At 62.5% G+C, this 4,016-nt stretch carries 4 protein-coding genes; all 4 read left to right on the top strand.

What is annotated here, in order from left to right:
• Positions 1-560: collagen-like triple helix repeat-containing protein (locus VIM98_RS18295; RefSeq protein WP_331994537.1), on the top strand; the 560-nt coding region annotated here is incomplete at its 5' end.
• 105 nt (positions 561-665) lie between these two features.
• Positions 666-2,336, top strand: a complete 1,671-nt coding sequence (locus tag VIM98_RS18290; RefSeq protein WP_331994536.1) for a ShlB/FhaC/HecB family hemolysin secretion/activation protein — start codon at positions 666-668, stop codon at positions 2,334-2,336.
• A 70-nt stretch (positions 2,337-2,406) separates the two neighbouring features.
• On the top strand, positions 2,407-3,441 hold the full coding sequence (locus tag VIM98_RS18285) for a MerR family transcriptional regulator (protein WP_331994535.1): 1,035 nt from the start codon (positions 2,407-2,409) through the stop codon (positions 3,439-3,441).
• Between the two features lie 170 nt (positions 3,442-3,611).
• On the top strand, positions 3,612-4,016 hold a 405-nt coding region (locus VIM98_RS18280), incomplete at its 3' end, for a porin (RefSeq protein WP_331994534.1).

Below are 4,016 nucleotides of genomic sequence, written 5' to 3'. Positions count from 1 at the left end.
GCGGCGGCATTGCATCCGCACCGCTGCCCGGAGGCGACAGCCCGACCGCGCAAGCGCTCGGCGGCACGGTCCAGACACTCGGCGGCGCGGTGAGCACCGTTGGCGGTGGTATTACGGCAGGCTTGGGACAATCGGGCAGCATCGCCAACCCGGTGACTGTCACGTTGGCCGGCACCGGCAATGGCGTTGTCGGCGCAGGTCAGACGGTGACCGGCGTCGGCAACACCGTTGGGAGCATCGGAACCGGCGAACTGGCGCCGCTTAACCCCCTCACGACCGGTGTAGGTAACGTCGTAAGCACGGTGGGCGGGGCCGTGTCGAATGTCGGTACCGGCGTGACCGGTGCGGTCAATAGCGGCCCCTTGCAACCGGTAACGCAGACACTCAACACCGTCGTCAACGGTGTAGCAAACGCTACGACCGGCGTTGCGGAGTTGACCGGTGTCACCGGCGCGGTTGGCGGCCTGGGCCTGAGCGGCAACAGCGGCAGCGGCGATAGCAAGAACCAAGGCGGCCTGCTGGGCGGTTTAGGCGGCATCCTCGGCGGCCACAAGAAGTAAGCGATGCGAACTAAAGAGGCGGCCGCAAGGCCGCCTCTTCGCAAGAGGCTTTGCGCGCTCGCCGTGCCCGCATGCGCACGGTCACGCCTTGCAGGAGCGAGCCCTATGAGGAAACGGCTGAGTGCGGCATTGGCGGCGATTGTGGCCGCCAATGCGTGGGGACAGGCGCGACCACCGGTTGCTAACCCATTGCAGACACTCCCACGCGTGGAAACACCGTCCACGACACCGAGTATCACGCTCAACGTGCAGCAGCAATCGAACACAGCGTTGCAGACGCTGCTCGCCAGCCAGATCGTGCCCACCCGTGTAGATATCGCTGGCGTACGCTCGATCCCCTTCAACGATGTCGCCGCTCTGTTCAAGCCACTGACAGGCAAGGCGGTCACTGTCGCCGAACTTGTCGCCGCAGCCGACGCTTGCACCAAACTTTACCAGCAGCGCGGTTACGCGCTGTCGTTCTGCTTCATTCCTGGACAACGCTTCGACCAAGGCGTCGTGCAAGTCATGGCGGTGGAAGGCTACGTAGCCGAAGTCGATATCGCCGGAGCACCCGGCAACATGGAACGCAAGATTCGCGCGATAGCGGCACACATCACCCGCGACCGCCCGCTCAAGCGCACTACTTTCGAACGCTACTTGCAGATACTGGGCATGCTGCCGGGCGCGAAGATCGCCGCGAACGTACCTGCACCGACAACCACCGATGGCGCCACGCGCCTGCAATTGAACGTGCAGCGCAAGCGCTTCAATGCCAGCAGCGGCGTCGATTTCAACCATCCAGGTGTGCAGGGCCTGATCAACGGCATGCTCAATGGCATAACGACGATGGCCGAGCAGATCACCGCTTCGCTGATCTATCCTCACGGCCGCGGACAGCAGGAACTCTATGCTGGAGGCTATTCGCAGATGCTTGGCTCGGACGGCTTGATGCTCAAGCTCGACGGCTTCCATTTTTATGGCGACCCGGACATCGACGACAACGCCCTGCCTGCCTACCTGCGCCATCGCCTGCGCCAGGATCGCCTGGGTGGCGGTTTCACGTATCCGATCCTGCTCAGTCCTGCGCGCAGCCTGGTTGCCGGCCTCGGCCTGTACGGCTCCAACCAGGACGATATGTATTTCAACAATCTCACCGGCGTGTCGCTGCAGTTGCGCACGCGTGTGCGGGTGCTGCATATGGACCTCGATTTCGTGGAAGCCAGCGCGCGACGCGTCCGCAAGCTCAGCATGAACATCGGCCAGGGCCTGAACATCCTCGGCGCTCAGTCCGAAACCTTGAGCAACGTGCCTGTCGTTGCCAACCAGCTGACCGACACCCGCTTTACTCGCTACGGCATCACCGCCACGCAAAGCGACAGTTGGGGCAAGCACTGGGGTACCGTGCTCAGCGTCACCGGACAGTACAGCCATAACCACTTGCCCTCGGGCGAACAGATCAGCTTCGGCGGACCGCGCTTCGGCCTCGCCTACGATCCCGGCAGCATTTCCGGCGACAGTGGCTGGGGCGCATCGGCGGAACTCAACCGCCCTTTCGTCGCCCGACTATCCTGGCTGAGGTCGCTGACCCCATACGCTGTCGCGCAGATTTCCCGTGTCTATCTGCACGGTACCGAACTGCCCCTGGATACTTTGCGCACGGCCGCGCTCGGCCTGCGCCTGAGCGACGGCAAGCACTACAGCGTGGATTTCTCTGCTGCCCAGGCGATCGGCAACCATATCCCAGGCAACAACTACCCCCGGTACGGTCTGAGCTTCTCCTATCAACTCGATTAGCTCAGCCCCTTGACCCTCACGTAACGTCAGCCCATAAGTTATCGCTCCAGCCACGATGGAGGAGCACCACATGCTGTTGAGCGTCGGCGAACTGGCCAAGCGTTGCGGGTTGACTGTGCGCACGTTGCACCACTACGACGCGATCGGTCTGCTGGTTCCTTCATCGCGCTCCGATGCCGGCTATCGGCTGTATGGCCGCCAGGACATCGAACGCCTGCACCGCATCCAGGCACTACGCCGCCTGGGGCTGTCGCTGGCCGACATCGGTACCGCCCTGTCCGGGTCCGATATGCCGCTCACCGAGGTGATCGACCGCCAGCTCGCGCAGATCGAATGCGAGCTGACCCAAGCACAGCGCCTCAAGCGCCAGTTGATCGCGCTGCGTGAGCAATTAGTCACTGGACAGTCCCCCGACCTGGCCCATTGGCTGGATACGCTGGAACTGATGACCATGTACGAAAAGTATTTTTCTCCCGAAGAACTGCAACGCTTCCCGATGCTGACCCAGGCCGACTCCCAAGCCGAATGGGTCGCGATGGTCGGCATGATACAAAGCCTGGTCGACCGTGGCACTCCGCCCGATGCCCATGAGGCGCAGATCCTCGCGCTACGCTGGATGACGATGCTCGGCCGTGACACCGGCGGCAACGCCGACTTTCTCAATCGCCTGGACAAGATGTATACCCAGGAACCTGCGCTGCAGGCCTTGAGCCGTATCACGCCCGAAGTTCATCGCTTCGTACGGCGAGCAGTCATGGAGGCCCGCATGGCGATCTACGCCCGATACCTCACGCCCGAGGAATTGGCCTTCGCTCGCGCGCATTACCTCGATCAGATGGACGACTGGCCGCCGCTGATCGCCGCACTTCAGCGCGAAATCGCGGCTGGTACGCCAGCCGACGCACCGGCGGCCATGACATTGGCGCAGCGCTGGCTGGAGTTGTTTCGCGGCTATGCCGGCGACGATCCGGCTACCCATAGGCGCTTCCGACAAGCGCATGAAAACGAGCCCGAACTGTTGGCCGGTTCGTTCGTCACGCCTGCGTTGCTGGACTATGTGCGCCAAATATTCCAGGCGATCGCCGCATCGCGTACGCCGGCCTAACGTATCGTCTTTTGCTGCGGCGCAACGTAAACGACATCAGGTACTTTGCGTAAGCCTGAGCTTGCACCGCAACAGGCCAAAATCGCAGCCCTTCCACGCGCGAGTCGGATAGTCCCGATCTGGCTGTCCGCTACGATCTTGACTAAGTCTCATGCGTCATCGGAAGCAGCATGACAAGGAAGTTTCGCGCCGGATTACTCTGGCTGCTCCCCTGCGTCGCCTGGGGCAATGCGGATGGCTGGTCGCCCACGGTCGATTGGGGCGACCTGCGTCTTCGGGCCACGGGTAACTATGCCTATGACTTCAACCGCTCGCACGATCAGAGCGCGCAAGCCATCCGTCGCAAGGAATTCGGCGCACGGCTGACCGCAAAGGACCGATGGTCCATCTTCATCTACCACGAATTCCAGTCGCACCGCTGGCTGGACGTTACGTTCACCGCGCAAACTTCCTGGCTGTTCGATAAAGACTTCGGTCGCTTTCGCGTCGGTCACGGCCGTGTCCCGTACGGCTTCGAGACCCTGACCGGCTCGCGCGGTCGCAGCTTCATTGAACTTGCCCTGCCCATGCAGGCG

The sequence above is a fragment of the Dyella sp. genome (assembly GCF_036568765.1).
Taxonomy (GTDB): Bacteria; Pseudomonadota; Gammaproteobacteria; order Xanthomonadales; family Rhodanobacteraceae; genus GSA-30.
The sequence above is the reverse complement of the archived record's forward strand: the minus strand, read 5'-3'. Positions and strand labels throughout refer to the sequence as shown.

Excerpts from the sequence above, each read along its gene's own strand:
- VIM98_RS18285 (WP_331994535.1), top strand. The coding sequence starts at position 2,407 with ATGCTGTTGAGCGTCGGCGAACTGGCCAAGCGTTGCGGGTTGACTGTG.
- VIM98_RS18290 (WP_331994536.1), top strand. The coding sequence starts at position 666 with ATGAGGAAACGGCTGAGTGCGGCATTGGCGGCGATTGTGGCCGCCAAT.